Here is an 18827-nt window from a genome sequence, read left to right as displayed (position 1 = left end):
CCGCGAGCCGCGCGTTACCGGTGAAAAGCCTGTTCGACGGCTATCGAACCTGGTCAGGACGGTGTGAGCCGCGTCTCCCGGGTGGCGGGCGCGGCGCCGTTGCGCTATCCCCGTGCCGGGGCGTGCGTACCCGGCCCATAGACTGAGGGTCGTGACGCAGACGACCGCTTCGGTGAATACCCAGTCTCTCGGTGAGCTCGATCCCGAGTTGGCCGCCGCGATGGCGGGCGAGCTCGCCCGCGAGCGCGACACCCTCGAGATGATCGCCTCGGAGAACTTCGTGCCGCGCGCGGTCCTGCAGGCGCAGGGTTCCGTGCTCACCAACAAGTACGCCGAGGGCTACCCGGGCCGCCGCTACTACGGTGGCTGCGAGGCCGTCGACGTGGTGGAGACCCTCGCTCGCGACCGTGCCAAGGAACTCTTCGGCGCCGAGTTCGCCAACGTGCAGCCGCATTCCGGCGCGCAGGCCAACGCCGCGGTGCTGATGGCGCTGATGAACCCCGGCGAGACCCTGCTCGGCCTCGACCTCGCGCACGGCGGTCACCTCACCCACGGCATGCGCCTGAACTTCTCGGGCAAGCTCTACGACGTCCACTCCTACGGTGTGTCCAAGGAAGACCACCGCATCGACATGGACGAGGTCCGCGACATCGCCAAGGCCGCCAAGCCGAAGGTGATCGTGGCCGGCTGGTCGGCCTACCCGCGTCACCAGGACTTCGCGAAGTTCCGCGAGATCGCCGACGAGGTCGGCGCCTACCTGTGGGTCGACATGGCGCACTTCGCCGGCCTGGTCGCCGCCGGTCTGCACCCCTCGCCGGTGCCGTACGCCGACGTGGTGTCCTCCACCGTGCACAAGACCCTCGGCGGCCCCCGCTCCGGCCTGATTCTGGCCAAGCAGGAATTCGCCAAGAAGCTCAACTCCGCGGTGTTCCCCGGTCAGCAGGGCGGCCCGCTCATGCACGTGATCGCCGCCAAGGCCGCCGCCTTCAAGATCGCCGCGACCGATGAGTTCAAGGACCGCCAGGTCCGCACCCTGTCCGGTGCCCGCATCCTCGCCGAGCGCCTCACCGGCGCCGACGTCAAGGACAAGGGCGTCTCGGTCCTCACCGGCGGCACCGACGTGCACCTGGTCCTGGTCGACCTGCGCAACTCCGAACTCGACGGCCAGCAGGCCGAAGACCTCCTGCACGAGGTCGGCATCACCGTCAACCGCAACGCGGTCCCCTTCGACCCGCGCCCCCCGATGGTCACCTCCGGCCTGCGCATCGGCACCGCCGCCCTGGCCACCCGCGGCTTCGGCGACACCGAGTTCACCGAGGTAGCCGACATCATCGCCGCCGCCCTCGCCGGCACCTCCGACACCGAGACCCTGCGTGGTCGCGTCTCGAAGCTCGCCCAGAGCGTCCCCCTCTACCAGGGCCTGGAAGACTGGCGCCTCCTCGGCTGATCCACGGACACCTCGAACGCCCTCGCAGACTCCGGGTCTGCGAGGGCGTTTTCCTGTCACAGCGTCAATGTGATTCCCGGATTCAGGATCCCCACGGTGGGGTGTTGAATGCCGGTCGTATCCGCAACCCGTTGATCGGCAATAGCGCAAGATCCAATTCGCCGAAGCGCGCGGCTATTTCGCCGAGCGCGTCGATGCGCAGCGTATCGGCGCAGAAGAACACCGCCTTGCCGGACCTGGAAGCCCTGCTCGACGCACTTCTCGCCGCCCACCTTCCAACGACACGTTGATATGTCGCCATCGAGGAGAATCGTGACCGAGCGTCCTGTCCTCGGCCTCTGCGGTGCCCTATATGTCCTTTCGGCGGACCGCGGGAAGTAGATACCGCGCGGGCTTCTCAGGCACAGGACTGTTTCCGACGACCAGCAACGGCATGAGTCCCCCGACCAACCAACACGCGAGTAGCCACCGCATTCGGGGAGGCCGTCCCGTATCCCGATCGATGATGACCAGCCCGAACGGCGCTTTGCCGACAGTGGTGTGCACTACCGCTTGCAGGACAACGCGGTCGAGGAACGAGATCAGCAGGAAGAACAGCAACACGGCACCCACGTGAATGTCGAGCTCGCTCGAATCGGCGTTGTTCCACGAGGAATGGTGGGTCAGTATGGTGAGTGCGAGTGCCGCTGCCAGGTGGAGTACGACATCGAGTACGTAAGCGAGAGTTCGGCGCAGCATCGGAGGGTGTGGCGCGGTGGGTGCGTCCAGATCGCCCTGTGAGGTAGCCGCACGTGGGCTGGTCGGCGGTGCAACTGCCCAGCAATAGCTGAGATCGGCGCCGCCGGGACGTGAGAAGACGCCGCGCCGCAATGGATCACCGGCGAACCACACCTGTGTAGTCGTTTCGTCGAAGTACTGGCGGCGCAGTGCCGTCCAGCTGTTCAGGAGATGGGTCTGTACTACCTGACCGTCCTGGTCGAGCAACCTCAGGTGTTCGCTGTTGCCGGTACGCACGTACTCGACAGGCCAACAGACCCACGGCAGGCGCAGCATCTGGAGTCGGCGGTGGGCAATCCACACTCCGGTGGCCGCCACCGGACCACCACAGATGACCAGGAAGAACGCCCCGAAGACGACTAGTCCACCTACTGCACGACCGAACTCGCTGTCGGGTCCGCCTGCGTGAATCATCCACCACAGGAGCGGTATACAGCCGAGGACAACAAGAAGCAGCAGCCACCAACGGGCGGTGACCGAGATCAGCGCGGCCCGTGTGGCCGGCACCTTGCTGGCAGGTCCAGGAATTGGTGTCAATGTAGATGCCCGCATTTCTGTCACAAATTCAGGGAGAACGCTTCCGGTGTCCGGAAGACCACTGTCCGGGCCATATCGGCAATCATTTTCCTGCAAGCGACCGCGCGTTCGGCATCTGCCGAGGAGAGCTCGATCGCGACCAGCGACGTACCGTCGTCCGACGGAACCACCGCCTGTAGCTGGTATACGGCTGGGGTTGTCTGTTCCTGCCCGGCTCGGAGCGGCACCACGTGCCCGATCTTCTCGCTGAACATGACGGGATGCGATTCGGTCTCGACCAATGCCACCTGCTCGAGGCTGTTTTCTGCGCTTCTGGCTCGAACCAGATCGGAGAGCACGAGACGTGGATTACGAGGGCCTCCAGGACTGTTCGTTACCGAGATGGTCAGACACGAGTACAGGGGAAGACCGTCCGGGAGAAGATGGGCACCGAACCCGAAGTACCGGGTGCCGTTCGCAACAAGCGACTCCAGGAGCGTGGCGATAGTGGGCAGCAACCCACCGAAATGAGGCCGAGCCGCATTGCCGCCGACATCGCGCAAAACCTCGGCATTATCGACTACATCGCTCAGTGGTATGGCGGTATAACCCTCGGGGATCTCGATGGATATCGGTTGATCACTCATCGGCGTACAGCCTGCTTATCAAGTCACCTGCTGTGGTCAGGCCGAGACCAGCTTTTCCAGCTCTCGACACCATCTCGACTCCGCCGATCGTCGTTCCGACACTGGGCGCGTGCCTGCTTGCTTGGCTGATGTCCTGAAGGATGCCCGCCGTCTCGACGCCGATGTTCGAGGGGAGTCTGGAACCCACTGAGCCAAGCGAGTCCAACACTTTCGATGTCAACCCTGGGCTTTGGGCACCTTCGCCGAATGCGGTCATGACTTGGCTGAACTTCGAGGAGGCGCCTGCCGAATCCGCTGCCACATTCGCCACCGAAAGGGCCGTATCGGCTTCGGAGAAGAGCACTTTCGACCCCTTCACGACGCCGCCGACGCCGGGAAGAATCGACAGTGTGTCTACTCCTACCGTGGTGCCGAGCTTTGTTATCGCCTCCTTGTTGAAATCGCCGTCTGCGATGTCGCCCACGGCGTCTCTGACCTCGGGGTCCAATGCGTTCATCCCCAACGCTCCGAGCCCGCTGACCAGTGCGACTGCACCCAACGCGATGCTGAACGGCGGTGGCGTGACCAAGGCCAGCATCCCACTGATTGCCGAAGTCGCCGCCAGGGCGTCGTGAATGACCTCCTGATTCTCGGTCAGCCAGTCCACAAACGAGTCCCAGATGCCCTTGTCGGGCTCACTGGGTGCGAAATTGGCTGCAGCCGCGTCGAGCTCGCCGGCTGCTGTCGCGGAGACTGAGGTGTGAGTGGTTTGCAGATCCTTCGCGCGGGCGATGATCGCGTCGATCGCGCTCTGCGCGTTGTTGACCGCAGTGGTAGCAGCCGTCACTTTGCTGGTCGCAGCATCGAGACGAGCCTGCGCGGCAGCCAAGGCGCTCGCGTCGGTGAAACTCTGATTTGCCAGACCGAGGTCAGGGTTGGACTTGGCTTGTTGCAGCGCCGTCACTGCTCGAGTGTGAGTGGCTCGGGCAGCGGCAGCTTCCGTTTCGAGTCCTTTAGCGGTGTCTTGGAAACTGACGAGGTTGCCGTGCCAGGTTTGGATCACCGTGGTGGCACGCTCGAGAGAATTCTTGGCGTAGGTCAGGTCTTGGACGAGCGTCGTATCCAGGTTCTCGCGAAAGGCGTTGCCCGCCTCGCCCTTCCATACATCGTCGTTGCTGTTGCGCAATCGGTAGAGGAGGATACTCATTTCGGTGACCGCGTCGGCGGCCGTCTTCACCTTGGTGCCGAGCGCCGCCACTTGGGACGCCGATCCGGGCGCGGGGTCGAAACCTAGGTTCGGATAGGGGTTTTGGGGGCTCACCTCCCCTCCTCCCCGGGGGTGGCCGTGTGCGGACCGCTTTCTACGCCATAGAGGTCGAGTAGGGCCGCGAGCTGCTTGTCGAGGTCCTGGTAGGCAGTCAGGCACTGTGCTACGCCATCGGCTGTGATACGAGCTGATTCACTGATTCTTTCGATGCCGAACTGCCAACGTCGTTGGAAACTGTCGGCAGCATCGTTGAGCGCCGCAGTGCCCAGGTCGGTACCGCTGTCCTTGGCCATGCTTTTCGTCACGTCTGTCAACACCTGCTCGGCGCCGCGCAGCGATTGGACCGTCTTACTGAGCACGTCGATATCGACCTCGAGAAACCCGGTCATCATCCCCTCCTCATCATCTGTCTCTGGTTAGGACGCGCCTAGAGCACCGTCGGTTCCATAGCGAATTTGCATAGCTGGAGTTGGTCAGCGGACCACCATACCCGGTCGCCCCCATAGCCCTTCCTGCCGCGGAAGGTTGATCGGACAACCGGTTGTCGGTTCTGTTGTCACCACTCACAGAAAAAGTTCCGAACGGTACACATCGGGGTGGGGATGGGGCATCGTCGAGTTGTATGGACTGTCGAGCTGAGTTGGCGCGCGAGGTTGGTGGGGTGGTGCCTGCCTTCGAGTTGCTCACGGAGGCCGAGGCCGGGGAGTTGTTGCGGCTGTTTCGGGGGGCTCGGGAGAACGAGCATCGGGCGTTGCATCGGGCTATCGATGCCGCGTTGTCGGCGATGCCCGCGCCGTTGCGTGGGGCGTCGCGGCGGATCATCTTCGGTGAGCGATGATCGAGACCGAACTCGAGGCGCAGACCCAGTTGGTGGTGCTGGCACGCACTTTGGGGGTTTCGCCGCAGCATCTGGCGCCACTCACACGGCTCGGCGCGGCGCACCTGTCGGCGATCCAGCAGCAGATGCTGTACGCGTTGCACGCCGAGCACGCGGACACCTTTCGCCGGGTCACCCCGGTGGTGCCGATTTTCCCGGTCGGTCTCGGGGTGGCGTTGTTCGAGCGGGTGGTGCCGCCGGTGCTCGCGGCCAGGTTTCTCGGTGCGGTCGGCATCCACTATCCGGAGAAGTGCGCGCAGGCGCTGTGCATGGTCGACGCCGTGTACGCCGCCGACGGGGCGCCGTATCTGGATCCGAACGTCTTCGAGCAGTTGATGCGGTACGGCAGGCCGGAGCCGATCACCCTCATCATCAACGAATTGCTGCGCCGGCGTGACTATGTGACCGCCGCCCGGTTCCTGTCCGTGGTGAACGAACCGTTGATCGCGGCGCTGGAAGAGACCGTCCTCGACGACGCGGGCCTGGTCTACACCGCCGCCTACGCCTACCCCGCGCACACGCTCAGCCGGATCGTGCGGCAACTGCTCGCGGGGCCACGCGGCCGGGTGCCCGGCATGCTCCAGACGGTGCTGGCCGGTCCGCCCCCGCTGCACCATGCGATGCTCGCGCTGTTCTGCAAGGTCGAGCCGGAGGTCGCGGCCAAGCTGGGCGACATCTTCTTCGGGCGCGGCGCCGCGCCCGAAGTCGGCCGCTTCCTGCTGACCGCGGTCGATCGCAGCGCCTCGATCGCATTACTCACGCTGATCGGGCGCCTGAATCCCGTTGCGCTGTGGGCATTGTCGACCAATCCACAACTGGCCGACCCCGGCGTGCTGACCCGCTTGGTGCGCGCACTCGACGGCCGGACCGAAGCCGACCCGTGGCGTGGACTGTTCGCGCTGTCTGCCCGGCTCAGCGAACCGGCCCGCCGCCGAATCGCCGCCACGCTGGCCGAGCTCAGCCCCGCCTCCATCGCGGCGCTGCCCGCCCACGCCACCGACGCCACCTACTGGCCCGCCCTGCTGCAACTGCTTGCCGAGTCCGAGCCCGCGGCCCAGGCGCGGGTGGCCGGAATCTGGTCGCGCCTGCCACCGGAATGGCAGGCGGGCATCGACCGTCACATCCGCACCAACCGCTACGACACCCGCCTCGGCACCATCACGAACGCCTTGACCGAGTCGAGCGCCGAAGAGGTCTTCTTCCGTCGTCGTCAGCAGATCCGGCAGCGTGGCGAAGGCGAGTTCGCCGCCTGGTGACGGCTCATTTCACCAGCGGAAGCAGGGCGCGACCGACCGCGTCGACCATGCCCGGCTCGTGGCCGTTGGCGACCATGTTCACGATGACGCCGTCGATGCCCTGATCGAGCACCCGGTCCTTGATCTGCTCGGCGACATCGTCCGGTGTGCCGACGAACTGGCGGTCGACGACGCTCTCGCGGCGCTCCGCCTCGCTCATCGATGCCACGTCGATCCCGACCTGCGACATCATGTCGGCCTGGATCTTGCGGGCCCGGTCGCCGTCCTCGTCGGCGATGACGAACGCGAGGAAACTGGTCTCGAGGGTGGCGGGGTCGCGATCGACCTCCGCGCAGCGCTGTCGCAACGCGGCCACCTTGCGCGGCAACTCCGAGGCGTTGCAGATGATGTTGAGGTGGTCGCCGAAACGCGCTGCCATGGCGAAGGTCTTCTTCTCACCGCCGCCGCCGAGCAGGATCGGCAGGTCGTCGCGCAGGCGCGGCTCGTTGATCGCGTTCTCGGTGCGGTACCACTTGCCGTCGAAGGTGGGTCGCTGTCCGCGCAGCATGGGCGTGATGATCTGCAACGCCTCGTCGAGGCGCTCGAAACGTTCGGTGAACGTGCCGAATTCGAAGCCGTACTGCTGGTGTTCGAGCTCGAACCAGCCTGCCCCGATGCCGAGCACCGCGCGTCCACCGCTGACCACGTCGAGGGTGGTCACCGTCTTGGCGAGCAGCGCCGGGTTACGGTAGGTGTTGCCGGTTACCAAGGCGGACAATTGGATTCGTTCGGTAGCCGTTGCCAGTGCGGAGAGCGCGGAGTACGCCTCGAGCATCGGCGCGTCGGGCGGGCCGATCAACGGCAGCTGATAGAAGTGGTCCATCACGAAGGCGGCGTCGAAGCCGGCCGCCTCCGCTTCCCTCGCTTGCGCGACGACCGTGGGGAACAGCTCGCGGATCGAGTCGGTGTTGCTGAAATTGGGCATCTGGTAACCGAGACGAATGCTCATGCGCCGAGCCTATGACCTGGAGTGCACTCCAGGTCAAGCCCTGTTCCGGGCCGATCGGGAGTAGTCGACGAGGTCTACGTCGTTGGCCGCCTTGTCGCCGTACTTCAGCATCAAGCCGAACAAGCGGGAGCCGAGGAACCAGTTGCGGGCCTTGATTCCTACCGCGGTTTTCGGAGTCAGAAATGGGCCGGTGTTGGAGTTCCCCGCGATTTTGGCGTAGCGCTTCATGATCCGGTTGTAGGCACGGTACGCGGCCTCGTGATCACCTGCGGTCGAGGCGAGTTCACCGGCGAGGACGTAAGCGCCGACGAGTGCGAGGCCGGTGCCGAAGCCGGCCAGGGTATTGCCGTAGGCGGCGTCACCGAGCAGGGCGACACGGCCACGGGTGTAGGTGCCGTTCATCCGGACCTGGCTGATCGAGTCGAGGTAGACCTCGTCCAGCTCGTCGAGTTCGGCCAGCATGCGTGGGACATGCCAGCCCACATCGGCGAAAGCCGCACGGACGATGCGACGTTGGGCCGATGTGTCGGTGCGCGAGTAGTCGAGTTCAGGGGAGGCGAACATGTACATCTGCTGCGCTTTCGCGCCACCGTCGACGGCCAGTTTCCCGGGCACGTTGTGGGCGTATCCCTCGGCCCGCTCGCGCGGCGCCGACGTGTCGGCCCAGCGACTCGCCCCTGCCACGCAGTAGTAGTAGCCGAGGTGGGTGACGAAGTCCGATTCCGGGCCGAAGGCCAAACGCCGTACCCGCGAATGGATTCCGTCCGCGCCGACCACGAGATCGAACGTGCGAGCAGCAGCGCTCTCGAACTCGACATGCACGCCGGACTCGGTCTCACGCAGCGCGGTGACGGTATCGCCGAAGACGTATTCCACTGTGTCCCCGGTCTGTTCGTACAGGACAGCGGCCAGGTCGCCGCGCAGGATCTCGAGTGCGCCTCCGGTGAAATCGCCTGACAAGACCGCCAATTCACGGTCGTCGGCGTCGACGAAGACCAGGTCGGTGGTGCCGGTGCGGCGCGCACGCACCGCGTCGAGGATGTCCATCCGCTTCAGCACCTCCAGATGGACGCCGTCCTTGAAGTCGACGGCCTGACCACCGGGCCGCAACGCGGCGGCGCGCTCCACAACGGTGACGTCGAAGCCGTACCGATTCAGCCAGTAGGCGAGGGCGGGCCCGGCGATGCTCGCGCCGGAGATGAGGACGGTCTGATTGGGCATGAAGCCTCCTCGGGATCAGTGTCCGTCGTAATCAGTTTCCGGCGGACACAAAATAGCGTACGGAGGACACGGTTTCTTCGTCAAGATCTGTTTCCGGCGGACGCAAATCGCCGGTATTCTGAGCGTGAAAGGAGGGCCGATGCCGTCACCGACCACCGTCGAGCTGCTGTGGGGCACCGCCCAGCGTCCGAACAGGGGGCCCAAACCCGCGCTCACCCTCGACCGGATCGTCGGCGAGGCGATCGCGCTGGCCGACGCCGAAGGGCTCCCCGCGCTCTCGATGCAGCGCCTGGCGCAGCGCCTCGGCTTCACCAAGATGTCGCTCTACCGGTACATCCCCGGCAAGGAGCAACTGACGGCGCTCATGCTCGACGAAGCCATCGGCGAACCGCCGAAAGTCTCAGCTGTGCAGCAGGATTGGCGAGCAGCGCTGAGAAGCTGGGCCAACGCCATCCATGACAGCTACCGCGCCCACCCCTGGACCATCGACCTCGCCCGTGGCCTTCGCCCCTTCGGCCCGAACGAAATGGCCTGGACCGAATCGGCGCTGACCGCACTGGCGAACACCGGGCTCAGCGGCCCGGAGAAGCTCGACACCATCGTCCTGCTCAACAGCCACGCTCGCGGCCTTGCCCAGCAGGTTCCGGCAGACGAGCGGGCGGACCACTTCACCGACCAGTTCACCCAGATGATGACCGCTGCCGCCGAGCGCTACCCGCGGGTCCGCGCCGCCTTCGCCGAGGAAGCGGCCGCCGACGGCCGCGACAACGCCCTCGATTTCGGCATCGACCGGATCCTCGACGGCATCGCCGCCCTGATCGATCGCCGCGCCGCTCTGGTCCACGAGCCGCCGAAGTCCTAGGCTCACACCATGACCGAGGAACTCCCCGAACCCGCCGTCACCGTGGTGCGCGAATTCTTCGCCGCGCTCGAGATCGATGCGGTCGACGAGGCACTGGAACTCCTCGATCCGGAGATCGTCTGGAAGAACACCTCGCTGCCGACGATCCGGGGCAAGAAGCGGGTCGCCCAGGTGTTGCGCGGGCTGGACCGGCCCTCGCTCGGGTTCTGGGCCGAGATGCACCACATCGCCGCCGACGGCGACATCGTGCTCACCGACCGCACCGATTATCTGCGATTCGGGCCGGTGCGCATCGGGTTCTGGGTCACCGGCACCTTCGAGATCCGTGCGGGCCGGATCGTGTTGTGGGACGACCACTTCAGCAAGGGCAATGTGCTGCGCGGCACGATCGTCGGGATGGCCAAGGCGCTCACCCGCCGCTGACCTACTGGTGTTTGCGTAGATAGTCCAGGTAGGTGGGGCGGAGGACTTCGGCGATCTTGCCGTCGCCGGCATGGATGTAGTCGTCGAGCATCGGCAGCACGTACTTGATGTCGGCCTCGCTCTCACCCAGATCGCCCGCCTCGGCCTGGGCCGCGGGAATCGCCTTGAGCAGGTCCCACAGGAACTTCACATCGCCGCGCCGCACGGCCGTTTTCACCGCGCGATCGTGCAGTTCCTTCGACGACAGCTTTTCCAGATCCTGGTCATCGGCCATGCAACGACTGTAGCGCTCGACGCGCCGAACGGCGGCGACCATGCTGGTTAACCTCGAATTCACGGACACGTGGGCCGGACCGGCAGCGCCGTAGCGGGTTCGGCGGTAGCGTCGAAGATGCGGATCGCGTCGGTGTGATTCGTACGGGAGGTCCTGACCGTGACTGAGCTACTCAGTACGAGGGGGCCGGCACCCGGCCCTCGTGGTGGTTGACAAACCACCTACAAGGACGGACCGGTCCAGCGAGATCGTTCGTGCGGGTGCCGTGCGAACACATAAGGAGCCCACCGTGACTGCTGCACGCTCCGTTTCCGCTCACGCGATGCACACGGCCTCGGCCTCGAAGAAAGGGGCTCGCCCCGCGCGTTCCGGTCTGAAGACTTTCGTCGTAGACACCTCTGTCCTGCTGTCCGACCCCTGGGCGGTGACCCGCTTCGGGGAACATCGGGTGGTCCTGCCGCTGGTCGTGATCAGCGAGCTGGAGGCCAAACGGCACCACCACGAGCTCGGCTGGTTCGCCAGGGAAGCTCTGCGCATGCTCGACGACCTGCGCATGCAGCACGGCAGGCTCGATCAGCCGCTGCCCATCGGCACCGATGGCGGCACCCTGCAGGTGGAGCTCAACCACACCGATGCCTCGGTGCTGCCCGCCGGATTCCGCTCCGAGACCAACGATTCCCGCATCCTGGCCTGCGCGCTGAACTTCTCCGCCGAGGGGGAGGACGTGGTGCTGGTCTCCAAGGACATCCCGTTGCGGGTGAAGGCCAGCGCGGTCGGCTTGGCGGCCGACGAATACCACGCCCAGGACGTGGTCACCTCCGGGTGGAGCGGCATGGTGGAACTCGATGTCGCGGGCTCCCAGATCGACCAGCTCTACAGCGAGTCGGTGATCGACCTCGACGAAGCACGGGAACTGCCTTGCCACACCGGAATCCGGTTGCTCGGCAGCAGCTCCAGCGCGCTCGGACGGGTCACCGCCGACAAGCGGGTGCAGCTGGTGCGCGAACGCGAGGCCTTCGGGTTGCACGGTCGCTCGGCCGAACAGCGCATCGCCCTGGACCTGCTGCTCGACGAGAGCATCGGCATCGTGTCGATGGGTGGCCGTGCGGGCACGGGTAAGTCGGCGCTCGCGCTGACCGCCGGGCTCGAGGCGGTGCTCGAGCGGCGCACCCAGCGCAAGGTGGTGGTGTTCCGTCCGCTGTACGCGGTGGGCGGGCAGGAACTCGGCTACCTGCCCGGTTCGGAGAGCGAGAAGATGGGCCCCTGGGCCCAGGCGGTTTTCGACACGCTCGACGGGCTGGCCAGCCGCGAGGTGATGGACGAGGTGCTCAGCCGCGACATGCTCGAAGTGCTGCCGCTGACCCACATCCGTGGCCGGTCGCTGCACGATTCGTTCGTGATCGTCGACGAGGCGCAGTCGCTGGAACGCAATGTGCTGCTCACCGTGTTGAGCCGGCTCGGGACCGGATCGCGGGTGGTGCTCACCCACGATGTCGCCCAGCGTGACAATCTGCGCGTCGGCAGGCACGACGGTGTGGCCGCGGTGATCGAAAAGCTCAAGGGGCACCCGCTTTTCGCGCACATCACGTTGACCCGCAGTGAACGGTCGCCGATCGCGGCGCTCGTCACCGAAATGCTCGAGGAGTACGGTCCCAACGCGTAATCGGGCAATCGGGCCGCGTCACCGGCCCGAATCCGTTTGATATCGGCGAACTGTGGGTATTATCCGCGGCGACACCTTTCCAGCAACGGCTCGGCGAACACTGTTCTGCCGGGCCGTTGCGGATGTCGGCCAGGCTCCATGTCCGGGGCGGTGCCCCCGGGGGGCCACTCGCGAGAGGATGGATATGAACCACTTCGCTCGACGTACCGCCGCCGGAGGCGCCGCCTTGGTCGCCGCGACCGGACTGCTGCTCGCCGCGGGTTGCGGCGACGACGACAAGGACAAGGTCGATTCGGCCGTCTCCAGCGTGATCACCACCCTGCCCGGCGGGGCCGGTTCGGAGACCACCACCGACCACGCCGATCACACCGACGGCTCGGCGACGGCCACCACCGGGGCCGGGGAGGGCACCGGAAGCGCCACCTCCACCGCGACCGCCGCGGGTGAGTCGACCACCATCTCCGGCCCCAACGGCGACATCACCGTCTCCGGCGAGGTCTACAAGAAGTACGTCGCGGCGGGCGGCGCCGCCAGCCCGCTCGGCGCACCGGAAGAAGCGCAGGAATCGGGCCCCAACGGCGGCCAGTACCAGGACTTCGAGGGCGGAACCGTCTACTGGAGCCCCGAGACCGGCGCCCACATCGTGTGGGGCGAGATCCGTGAGGCCTGGGAGGAGAACGGCGGCGCCAACGGCACCCTCGGCTACCCGACCAGCGACGAGAAGGACATCCCCGGCGGCAAGCAGAGCGACTTCACCGGCGGAACCATCACCTGGGTCGGCGGCCAGACCACCGTCACCCCGAAGTAATCGCGCCGCGGCGCGGGGGCCGGTTCACCCCTTAGGTCCCCGCGCCCGACGGCGAAGTACTAGGTTGGCTGCGTGCAGAAAACTTTGACCGACCGCGAACTGCTGGACGCGCTCGCCGATGTGGTGGAAACGAACCTGAACCGGCACATCGAAGCGGCCGAGGGTTGGCAACCGCACGACCTCGTGCCGTGGTCGGACGGGCGCAACTTCGCCTTCCTCGGCGGCACCGACTGGGCGCCGGACCAGTCCGATCTCAGTGAGACCGCCAAGCTGGCGCTCACGGTGAGCGTGCTCGTCGCCGACAACCTGCCCTCCTACCACCGGGAGCTGGGCAAGTACCTGCGCACCGGGCCGTGGTGGCGCTGGGTCGGCCGGTGGACGGCGGAGGAGAACCGCCACGAGATCATGCTCCGCAACTACCTGATGCTCACCCGCGCGGTCGACCCCGTAGCGCTGGAGCGGGCGCGGATGGCGCACATGACCGCCGGCTTCAACCGGCCGCCGCTGCACCTCATCGACGTGCTCGCCACCTGCGCCTTCGAAGAGGCCGCGGCCGCCATCCGGCACCGCAACACCGCCGCCCTCGGTGAGAACCCGATCGTCACCGCGATGGCCGAGAAGCTGGCCGTCGACGACGAGCTGCAGGCCGAGTTCTTCGCCGAGCTGGTCTCCGCCGCGCTGGATCTGGTCCCCGATCAGGGTGTGCGCGCGATCGCCGACCAGGTGGCGGCCTTCCGGGTGCCCCAGGTCGACCTGCCCGGCGGCGGCTCCAGCGACGAAGCGCTGGCCGAAGCGGGCATCTACGACCCCGCCAAGGAAGGCGAGCTGGTGTTCAAGCCGCTGCTGCAGCGCTGGAACATCTTCACCCGCACCGACCTCGGCGAAGAAGGTGAGAAGGCCCGCGCAGAATTGGCGCACCTGGCCTGATCTGTTCACTCGACGGCCGCCACCTTCCAAGGTGGCGGCCGTCGTGCTGTCTCAGGCCTTCCGGTCGACGTTGGTCATGGCGAGCACGTCGAGCTTCTGGTCGAGTTCCTCGACGCTGAGCTTGTCCGGGGTGAGGCCACGGTCGATCACGGTCTGGCGGATCGTCTTCTTCTCCCGCAGCGCCTGTTTGGCGACCGCGGCCGCCTCCTCGTAGCCGATGGCGGAGTTCAGCGGCGTGACGATCGACGGCGACGATTCGGCGAGCGTGCGCAGATGCTCCTCGTTGGCGACCAGGCCTGCCACGCACTTGTCGGCGAACAGCCGGGAGACATTGGCCAGCAAGCGAATCGACTCGAGCAGATTGCGCGCCATCACCGGGATGTAGACATTGAGCTCGAACGCACCGCTCGCGCCACCGAAGGCGATCGCCGCGTCGTTGCCGACCACCTGCACCGCCACCTGCGTAACCGCTTCGGGCAGCACGGGATTCACCTTGCCCGGCATGATCGAACTGCCCGGCTGCAGGTCGGGGAGCTGCAGTTCGCCGAGGCCGGTGAGCGGACCCGAGCCCATCCAGCGGATGTCGTTGGCGATCTTGGTGAGACTCACCGCGATGGTGCGCAACGCACCCGAGGCCTCGACGAGTCCGTCGCGGGCGGCCTGGGCCTCGAAGTGATCGCGCGCCTCGCGCAGGGCGTCGATCTCGGTGGCGCGCACCAGTTCCGCGACGACCTTCGCGCCGAAGCCTGCGGGCGCGTTGAGGCCGGTGCCGACCGCGGTGCCGCCGATGGGCAGCTCACCCAGTCGCGGAAGGGTTGCCATGATGCGTTCGATACCGGCCTGGATCTGACGGGTGTAACCGCCGAATTCCTGGCCGAGCGTCACCGGTACCGCGTCCATCAGGTGGGTGCGGCCGGACTTCACCACGGTGTGCCACTGCTGCGATTTGTCGAGCAGCGCGAGACGCAGATGTTCCAGTGCGGGAACGAGTTCCGCGATCACGGCCTCGGTGGCGGCCAGATGGGTGGCGGTGGGGAAGGTGTCGTTGGACGACTGCGACATGTTCACGTCGTCGTTGGGGTGCACGGTGACGCCGTTGCGGGCCGCGATCGACGCGATCACCTCGTTGGCGTTCATGTTCGAACTGGTACCCGAACCGGTCTGGAACACATCGATCGGGAACTGGTCGTCGTGACGGCCGTCGGCGATCTCGTTCGCCGCCGCGATGATCGCCTCGGCCTTCACCGGATCCAGCAGCCCGAGATCCTTGTTCACCTGGGCGCACGCGGCTTTCAGCAGCCCGAGCGCCCGAATCTGTGCCCGCTCGAGCCCGCGCCCACTGATCGGGAAGTTCTCCACCGCCCGCTGCGTCTGCGCCCGCCACAGGGCGTCGACGGGGACGCGAACCTCTCCCATGGTGTCGTGCTCGATGCGGTACTGCGCGTCGTCGTCAGCCATACCTCGACACTAGGACGAGAACCCCGGGAATGGGGCTCCCACACCCGCGCAAAATCCCACACTGTCGGCAGGAATAGAAAGAGCCCCGGGGAATTCCGGGGCTCTTTCCGCATCACGGCAGCGGGGGGTTGGCGCTGTCGTCGCCGTCGAAGTCGACCGAGGAGTATTCGCGCAGTTTGGTGAGGCGGTGGTAGGCGTCGATCATGCGGACGGTGCCCGACTTCGAGCGCATCACGATCGACTGGGTCGACGCGCCGCCACCGAAGTAGCGGACACCGCGCAGCAGGTCACCGTCGGTGACGCCGGTGGCGCAGAAGAAGACGTTCTCGCCGGAGACCAGGTCGGTGGTCGAGAGCACGCGATCCAGGTCGTGGCCCGCGTCGATCGCCTTCTGGCGTTCCTCGTCGTCCTTGGGGGCGAGCATGCCCTGCAGCTCGCCGCCGAGACAGCGCAGCGCGGCGGCGGCGATGATGCCCTCGGGGGTGCCGCCGATGCCGACCAGGATGTCGACGCCGGACTCGGGACGCGCCGCGGCGATGGCACCGGCGACGTCACCGTCGGAGATCAGCCGGATGCGTGCGCCCGCCTCGCGGGTCTGCTGGATGATGTCGGCGTGGCGGGGGCGGTCCAGGATGCACACGGTCAGGTCGGACACCGAGGACTGCTTGGCCTTGGCCACGCGGCGGATGTTCTCGCCGATCGGGGCGGTGATGTCGATCGAGCCGGCGGCGTCGGGGCCGACGGCGATCTTGTGCATGTAGAACACGGCCGACGGGTCGAACATGGCGCCGCGCTCGGCGACCGCGAGCACCGAGATGGCGCCGGGCGAGCCCTTCGACATCAGGGTGGTTCCGTCGATCGGGTCGACCGCGAAGTCGACGTCGGGGCCGGTGCCGTCACCGACCGCTTCGCCGTTGTACAGCATCGGCGCTTCGTCCTTCTCGCCCTCGCCGATCACGACGATGCCCTTCATGGACACCGAGCTGACCAGCTGACGCATGGCGTCGACGGCCGCACCGTCGCCGCCTTCCTTGTCTCCGCGGCCGACCCAGCGGCCCGCGGCCATCGCTCCTGCCTCGGTGACACGTACCAGCTCGAGGGCGAGGTTCCGGTCGGGTGCCTCGCGGCGGCTGGGGGCGGGCGAAGATGCCGTCATTGCGGAGTGCCTCCTTGGCGTTGGTGATACGGGGGCAATTGTCGCATTACGAACCTGCACGGTCGTGCACGACCTCCCGGCGCGACCCCTGAGCGGCCAGGTCAGGGGCCGAGTGGATACTGGTAGTCGTGGCCCAGACCAAGCACCGCATCTTCAACGACTACCGCGATCTGTTCTGGTCGCTGATTCCGTTGGTGCTGATCGCGGTCGTGCTGGCGGGTGCGGCCAGCCAGTGCACGGTGGCGACCAACGGCCCGACCCAGGGGCAGATCCCGTTCTTCGACGCGGGCGCCGCGCTGCGCTCGGACGCGAAATCGATGCCGTTCCCGATCCGTCAACCGGCCTTGCCGGAGGGTTGGGTGTCGAACTCCGGCAGCCGCGAGAACATCAGCATCGCCGGTGGTGGGCCGGTGAGCACGGTCGGCTACATCACCCCGCAGGGCACCTACATGCGGTATTCGCAGAGCAATGCCACCGAGGAAGCGCTGTCGCGGCACGTGCTCGGTTCGCGCTATCCCACCGGAACCCAGGACATCGCCGGGCAGAAGTGGGTCGTCTACACAGAGCCCACCGAGGAGTCGGCCTGGATCGCCGATATGGGCTCCGTCCGTATCCTGATCACCGGCGCGGGCAACGAGGCCGCGTTCACCACCCTGGCCCAGGCGGTCACCGCAGCCCAGCCGCTCGCGAAATAGGCCGGATCCGGTCGGGGGCAGGTTGACCTAGCCGTCGGCGTCCAAGTCAGCGCGCGAGAGAGCGTCTTCCACGCGCTTGCGGGCGCCTGCGAGATGCTGTTCGCAGCGGTTGGCCAAGGCTTCCCCGCGCTCCCACAGGGCCAGTGAGTCGTCGAGGTCGAGGCCGCCCTGTTCGAGCATCTTCACCACGTTGACGAGTTCGTCGCGGGCGCGTTCGTAGCCGAAGGTCGCGATCTCGGCCAGGGTGTCGGTGTTGTCGGAACCGGCGTCGGCCACGGTCACTTCCTCTTCTCGTCGGTGGATTGCGGGGTCAGGCGCGTGGTGCCGAGCGCGGCGGCGGTGATCGCGCCGTCGCCGACGCGGATCCGCAGCTGACTGCCCGCGGGTGCGTCGTCGATCTCCCGGACGACGTGGCGTTCGGGACCGGCCACGCGCTGCACGACAGCGTAGCCACGGGCCAGGGTGGCGGCCGGGCCGACCGCGGTGAGCTTCTCGCGCAGATGCGTGGTCCTGGTCGCCTCGGTGCGCAGCGCGTGGTCGATGCAGCGGCGCGCGGCGGTGCGTAATCGTTCGACTTCGTCGTGGCGGTGACCGAGCTCGCGCAGCGGGTCTGCCAGCACCGGACGCGAGCGCAGTTGCTGCAGGGCATGGGCCTCGCGCTGCACCCACCCGCGCAGCGCCGCCGCCGACCGGGCCCGCATCTCGCGCACCCCGGCCAGTTCGGCGGCGGCGTCGGGCACGATGCGTTTGGCGGCGTCGGTGGGGGTGGCCGCGCGCAGGTCGGCGACCAGATCGAGCAGCGGGTTGTCGGGTTCGTGACCGATCGCGCTCACCACCGGGGTGCGCGCCGCCGCGACAGCCCGGCACAGGGCTTCGTCGGAGAAGGGCAGCAGGTCTTCGGTGCTGCCGCCGCCACGCGCGATCACGATGACGTCCACTTCGCCGTCGAGCTCGCGTAACGCCTCGAGCATCTGCGGCACCGCGCTCGGGCCCTGCACCGCCGTATTGCGGATGACGAAACGTACTGCGGGCCAACGGTTCTGAGCGACACTGAGTACATCGCGCTCGGCCGCGCTCGCCCGCCCGGTGATGAGACCGACCGAGGCGGGCAGGAACGGCAGCGGCCGCTTGAGCCGCGGATCGAACAGGCCCTCCGCGGTGAGCAGCGCCTTCAGCCGTTCGATCCTGGCCAGCAGCTCGCCGATGCCGACCGCGCGGATCTCGGTGACGCGCAGCGAGATCGTGCCGCGCCCGGTGAAGAACTGCAGCTTGCCGTAGACCACCACCCGGCTGCCCTCGGTGAGCGGAACGGGCAGGCGGCGCAACAGATCCGGGTCGCAGGTGATCGACAGCGACATGTCGACCGAGGCGTCACGCAGGACGAGGAAAGCGGTGCGCGTACCGGGGCGCAGATTGATCTGGGTGACCTGCCCCTCCACCCAGATACTGCCGAGACGCTCGATCCACTGGGCGACCTTGATCGCCACCGAACGCACGGGATACGGCTGCTCCGCCGAATTCGCCGGTGCGGCCGCGGTGCCGGTGCCGTCCTGAGTCATATGTCAGTTCTACGGGAGGGCACCGAC

The 18827-nt window shown here is 66.8% G+C and carries 21 protein-coding genes; 10 read left to right on the top strand and 11 right to left on the bottom strand.

What is annotated here, in order from left to right:
* Nucleotides 1-151 precede the first annotated feature (151 nt).
* Together glyA and AB0I19_RS12455 are read left to right on the top strand one after the other, a co-directional pair.
* A complete protein-coding gene (gene glyA / locus AB0I19_RS12460; RefSeq protein WP_357147822.1) occupies nt 152-1447 on the top strand; it encodes a serine hydroxymethyltransferase in 1296 nt (431 codons plus the stop codon).
* 101 nt (nt 1448-1548) lie between these two features.
* The gene (locus tag AB0I19_RS12455) at nt 1549-1737 is read left to right on the top strand and encodes a hypothetical protein (protein WP_357147820.1); all 189 of its coding nucleotides are present in this window, start codon (nt 1549-1551) and stop codon (nt 1735-1737) included.
* Nucleotides 1738-1795: 58 nt separating this feature from the next.
* On the opposite strand, the gene AB0I19_RS12450 is transcribed toward AB0I19_RS12455, so the two are convergent.
* The 4 genes from AB0I19_RS12450 to AB0I19_RS12435 are packed head-to-tail and all read right to left on the bottom strand — an operon-like array spanning nt 1796 to nt 5022.
* Entirely contained in the window at nt 1796-2731 is a 936-nt protein-coding gene (locus AB0I19_RS12450; protein WP_357147818.1) for an RDD family protein, read from the bottom strand.
* 50 nt (nt 2732-2781) lie between these two features.
* Nucleotides 2782-3387 (bottom strand): hypothetical protein, encoded by a 606-nt coding sequence (locus tag AB0I19_RS12445; RefSeq protein WP_357147816.1) that lies wholly within the window; start codon nt 3385-3387, stop codon nt 2782-2784.
* Nucleotides 3380-4687, bottom strand: a complete 1308-nt coding sequence (locus AB0I19_RS12440; RefSeq protein ID WP_357147813.1) for a hypothetical protein — start codon at nt 4685-4687, stop codon at nt 3380-3382. The genes AB0I19_RS12445 and AB0I19_RS12440 overlap by 8 nt, the downstream gene beginning before the upstream one ends.
* The gene (locus AB0I19_RS12435; RefSeq protein ID WP_357147810.1) at nt 4684-5022 is read right to left on the bottom strand and encodes a hypothetical protein; all 339 of its coding nucleotides are present in this window, start codon (nt 5020-5022) and stop codon (nt 4684-4686) included. Before AB0I19_RS12435 ends, AB0I19_RS12440 begins: the two co-directional genes overlap by 4 nt.
* Before the next feature lie 233 nt (nt 5023-5255).
* Between AB0I19_RS12435 and AB0I19_RS12430 the strand changes: the two genes are divergently transcribed.
* Complete coding sequence (locus AB0I19_RS12430) at nt 5256-5471, top strand: hypothetical protein (protein ID WP_067485666.1); 216 nt, start codon at nt 5256-5258, stop codon at nt 5469-5471.
* Entirely contained in the window at nt 5468-6766 is a 1299-nt protein-coding gene (locus AB0I19_RS12425) for a hypothetical protein (RefSeq protein ID WP_357147808.1), read from the top strand. The genes AB0I19_RS12430 and AB0I19_RS12425 overlap by 4 nt, the downstream gene beginning before the upstream one ends.
* 4 nt (nt 6767-6770) lie before the next feature.
* Here the strand turns inward: AB0I19_RS12425 and AB0I19_RS12420 are convergent, their stop codons facing one another.
* Complete coding sequence (locus AB0I19_RS12420) at nt 6771-7754, bottom strand: LLM class F420-dependent oxidoreductase (RefSeq protein WP_357147806.1); 984 nt, start codon at nt 7752-7754, stop codon at nt 6771-6773.
* 33 nt (nt 7755-7787) lie between these two features.
* Entirely contained in the window at nt 7788-8975 is a 1188-nt protein-coding gene (locus AB0I19_RS12415) for an FAD-dependent monooxygenase (protein WP_357147804.1), read from the bottom strand.
* A 139-nt stretch (nt 8976-9114) separates the two neighbouring features.
* Here AB0I19_RS12415 and AB0I19_RS12410 point away from each other — a divergent pair, with 139 nt between their 5' ends.
* Nucleotides 9115-9837, top strand: coding sequence for a TetR/AcrR family transcriptional regulator (locus AB0I19_RS12410; protein ID WP_357147801.1), 723 nt, complete (start codon nt 9115-9117; stop codon nt 9835-9837).
* Nucleotides 9838-9846: 9 nt separating this feature from the next.
* Complete coding sequence (locus AB0I19_RS12405) at nt 9847-10260, top strand: limonene-1,2-epoxide hydrolase family protein (RefSeq protein WP_357147798.1); 414 nt, start codon at nt 9847-9849, stop codon at nt 10258-10260.
* 1 nt (nt 10261) lies between these two features.
* Here the strand turns inward: AB0I19_RS12405 and AB0I19_RS12400 are convergent, their stop codons facing one another.
* Complete coding sequence (locus AB0I19_RS12400; RefSeq protein ID WP_067485986.1) at nt 10262-10534, bottom strand: hypothetical protein; 273 nt, start codon at nt 10532-10534, stop codon at nt 10262-10264.
* Nucleotides 10535-10856: 322 nt separating this feature from the next.
* On the opposite strand from AB0I19_RS12400, the gene AB0I19_RS12395 reads away from it, so the two are divergent.
* The 3 genes from AB0I19_RS12395 to AB0I19_RS12385 all read left to right on the top strand — a co-directional run bounded on the left by AB0I19_RS12395 (nt 10857) and on the right by AB0I19_RS12385 (nt 13932).
* The gene (locus tag AB0I19_RS12395) at nt 10857-12197 is read left to right on the top strand and encodes a PhoH family protein (protein WP_210740412.1); all 1341 of its coding nucleotides are present in this window, start codon (nt 10857-10859) and stop codon (nt 12195-12197) included.
* 184 nt (nt 12198-12381) lie between these two features.
* Nucleotides 12382-13005, top strand: a complete 624-nt coding sequence (locus AB0I19_RS12390) for an esterase (protein WP_357147795.1) — start codon at nt 12382-12384, stop codon at nt 13003-13005.
* Between the two features lie 72 nt (nt 13006-13077).
* The gene (locus AB0I19_RS12385; RefSeq protein WP_357147793.1) at nt 13078-13932 is read left to right on the top strand and encodes an acyl-ACP desaturase; all 855 of its coding nucleotides are present in this window, start codon (nt 13078-13080) and stop codon (nt 13930-13932) included.
* Nucleotides 13933-13983: 51 nt separating this feature from the next.
* Here the strand turns inward: AB0I19_RS12385 and AB0I19_RS12380 are convergent, their stop codons facing one another.
* On the bottom strand, nt 13984-15390 hold the full coding sequence (locus AB0I19_RS12380; RefSeq protein WP_357147790.1) for a class II fumarate hydratase: 1407 nt from the start codon (nt 15388-15390) through the stop codon (nt 13984-13986).
* A gap of 112 nt (nt 15391-15502) precedes the next feature.
* Nucleotides 15503-16546: a class II fructose-bisphosphatase gene (gene glpX / locus AB0I19_RS12375; protein ID WP_357147787.1), complete on the bottom strand. Its 1044-nt coding sequence runs from the start codon at nt 16544-16546 to the stop codon at nt 15503-15505.
* A 128-nt stretch (nt 16547-16674) separates the two neighbouring features.
* On the opposite strand from glpX, the gene AB0I19_RS12370 reads away from it, so the two are divergent.
* A complete protein-coding gene (locus tag AB0I19_RS12370) occupies nt 16675-17241 on the top strand; it encodes a DUF4245 domain-containing protein (protein ID WP_357147784.1) in 567 nt (188 codons plus the stop codon).
* A gap of 27 nt (nt 17242-17268) precedes the next feature.
* On the opposite strand, the gene AB0I19_RS12365 is transcribed toward AB0I19_RS12370, so the two are convergent.
* Entirely contained in the window at nt 17269-17517 is a 249-nt protein-coding gene (locus AB0I19_RS12365) for an exodeoxyribonuclease VII small subunit (RefSeq protein WP_181696585.1), read from the bottom strand.
* A gap of 2 nt (nt 17518-17519) precedes the next feature.
* Nucleotides 17520-18800, bottom strand: coding sequence for an exodeoxyribonuclease VII large subunit (gene xseA, locus AB0I19_RS12360; RefSeq protein ID WP_357147782.1), 1281 nt, complete (start codon nt 18798-18800; stop codon nt 17520-17522).
* Nucleotides 18801-18827 lie beyond the last annotated feature (27 nt).

The organism is Nocardia sp. NPDC050413, assembly GCF_040655475.1.
GTDB lineage: Bacteria > Actinomycetota > Actinomycetes > Mycobacteriales > Mycobacteriaceae > Nocardia > Nocardia coubleae.
The sequence above is the reverse complement of the archived record's forward strand: the minus strand, read 5'-3'. Positions and strand labels throughout refer to the sequence as shown.

Excerpts from the sequence above, each read along its gene's own strand:
- AB0I19_RS12380 (WP_357147790.1), bottom strand. The coding sequence starts at position 15,390 with ATGGCTGACGACGACGCGCAGTACCGCATCGAGCACGACACCATGGGA.
- AB0I19_RS12400 (WP_067485986.1), bottom strand. The coding sequence starts at position 10,534 with ATGGCCGATGACCAGGATCTGGAAAAGCTGTCGTCGAAGGAACTGCAC.
- AB0I19_RS12390 (WP_357147795.1), top strand. The coding sequence starts at position 12,382 with ATGAACCACTTCGCTCGACGTACCGCCGCCGGAGGCGCCGCCTTGGTC.
- AB0I19_RS12445 (WP_357147816.1), bottom strand. The coding sequence starts at position 3,387 with ATGAGTGATCAACCGATATCCATCGAGATCCCCGAGGGTTATACCGCC.
- AB0I19_RS12410 (WP_357147801.1), top strand. The coding sequence starts at position 9,115 with ATGCCGTCACCGACCACCGTCGAGCTGCTGTGGGGCACCGCCCAGCGT.
- AB0I19_RS12420 (WP_357147806.1), bottom strand. The coding sequence starts at position 7,754 with ATGAGCATTCGTCTCGGTTACCAGATGCCCAATTTCAGCAACACCGAC.
- xseA (WP_357147782.1), bottom strand. The coding sequence starts at position 18,800 with ATGACTCAGGACGGCACCGGCACCGCGGCCGCACCGGCGAATTCGGCG.
- glpX (WP_357147787.1), bottom strand. The coding sequence starts at position 16,546 with ATGACGGCATCTTCGCCCGCCCCCAGCCGCCGCGAGGCACCCGACCGG.
- AB0I19_RS12430 (WP_067485666.1), top strand. The coding sequence starts at position 5,256 with ATGGACTGTCGAGCTGAGTTGGCGCGCGAGGTTGGTGGGGTGGTGCCT.
- AB0I19_RS12425 (WP_357147808.1), top strand. The coding sequence starts at position 5,468 with ATGATCGAGACCGAACTCGAGGCGCAGACCCAGTTGGTGGTGCTGGCA.
- AB0I19_RS12415 (WP_357147804.1), bottom strand. The coding sequence starts at position 8,975 with ATGCCCAATCAGACCGTCCTCATCTCCGGCGCGAGCATCGCCGGGCCC.
- AB0I19_RS12435 (WP_357147810.1), bottom strand. The coding sequence starts at position 5,022 with ATGACCGGGTTTCTCGAGGTCGATATCGACGTGCTCAGTAAGACGGTC.
- AB0I19_RS12395 (WP_210740412.1), top strand. The coding sequence starts at position 10,857 with ATGCACACGGCCTCGGCCTCGAAGAAAGGGGCTCGCCCCGCGCGTTCC.
- AB0I19_RS12405 (WP_357147798.1), top strand. The coding sequence starts at position 9,847 with ATGACCGAGGAACTCCCCGAACCCGCCGTCACCGTGGTGCGCGAATTC.